The sequence below is a fragment of the Saccharomonospora iraqiensis subsp. iraqiensis genome, from assembly GCF_000430445.1.
In the GTDB taxonomy this organism is placed as follows: Bacteria; Actinomycetota; Actinomycetes; order Mycobacteriales; family Pseudonocardiaceae; genus Saccharomonospora; species Saccharomonospora iraqiensis.
This window is the reverse complement of sequence record NZ_KE387118.1, coordinates 9,823-11,281: the sequence shown is the minus strand read 5'-3', so window position 1 is coordinate 11,281 and position 1,459 is coordinate 9,823. Positions and strand designations below refer to the sequence as shown.

General features: G+C 73.9%; 1 protein-coding gene. It reads left to right on the top strand.

The features are described from left to right. Nucleotides 1–240: 240 nt before the first annotated feature. Nucleotides 241–1,459 (top strand): xylulokinase (gene xylB, locus ACTIR_RS24050; RefSeq protein WP_034240723.1); only part of this gene is annotated, 1,219 nt, incomplete at its 3' end.

The window sequence follows — 1,459 nt, the reverse complement described above, 5'->3', positions numbered from 1 at the left end:
GCTCTCGACCCGCCCCGCGGGTCCGTCCCCGCCGGCCCGGCCAGGGTGGCCCGGCCCTCCGGTCGGGTGGGCGCCTTTCGCCCGCGGAACGCGGTCCCCGGTGGCGGTGTGAGGACCGGCGTGGCGTGCGCGGGTGGGTGTCGTCGGTGTGTCGTGCCGGGTGGGGTGGGCGCGGTTCGCCCGCGAAACGTCGTCGAAAGCGTGGACGCGGGCGGGTGGGAGCCGCCAAGCTTCTGGGCCATGAGCAATGACGACGTGCTGGTGGCAGGGGTCGACTCCTCGACACAGTCGACGAAGGTGGTGGTCTGCGACGCGCGGACGGGGACGGTCGTCCGGACCGGGCGCGCGGATCACCCGGACGCCACCGAGGTGGATCCGGGCGAGTGGTGGACGGCGTGGCGACAGGCCACGGAGGGCATCCTCGAGGGTGTGTCCGCGCTCGGCGTGGCGGGACAGCAGCACGGCATGGTCACCGTCGACGACGACGGCGGAATCGTGCGGCCCGCGCTGTTGTGGAACGACACCCGGTCGGCGCAGGCGGCGGACGATCTGACCGCAGAACTCGGTGGTCCGGACGCCTGGGCGGAGGCGGTCGGGTCCGTGCCGGTCGCCAGTTTCACCATCGCGAAGCTGCGGTGGCTGGCCGATCACGAGCCGGACAACGCCGACCGTGCCGCCCGGGTGCTGCTCCCCCACGACTGGCTGACCTGGCGCCTGACGGGCGGCGAGCCCGTCACTGACCGTGGCGACGCCTCCGGCACCGGGTACTTTTCGCCCGCGGAACGCGCCTACCGCGACGATCTTCTCGCCCGTGCGATGCGGGGGCGGCGTCCCGAGTTACCGACCGTGCTCGATCCTGCCGAGCCTGCGGGAGAAACCCCGGACGGGATGCTGGTGTCCGCGGGCACGGGGGACAACATGTCCGCCGCGCTCGCCCTGGAGATCACCGAGGGCGATGTCGTGGTCTCCCTCGGCACCAGCGGCACCGTGTTCGGGGTGAGTCCGACGCCGTCCGCCGACCCGACCGGCACCGTCGCCGGATTCGCCGATGCCACCGGTCGGTTCCTGCCGCTCGCGTGCACCCTCAACGCGGCGAGGGTGCTCACCGCGACGGCGAGCCTGCTGAACGTCGACCTCGACGGGCTCGACCGGCTGGCCCTCGCAGCCGAACCGGGGGCCGGAGGGTTGACACTGTTGCCCTACCTCGACGGTGAACGCACCCCCAATCTGCCCGACGCCGCCGGCTCGCTGCTCGGTCTCCGCCGCAGCACGATGACGCCGGAGAACGTGGCCCGCGCCGCGGTCGAGGGCATGCTGTGCGGCCTGGCCGCGGGCCTTCAGGCGGTGCGCGAGCAGGGCGTCACCGTGCGGCGGGTGCTGCTCATCGGGGGCGCGGCGCGGTCGGCGAGCGTGCGCGCGATCGCCCCGGGGGTGTTCGGTGTCCCGGTCGTGGTGCCCG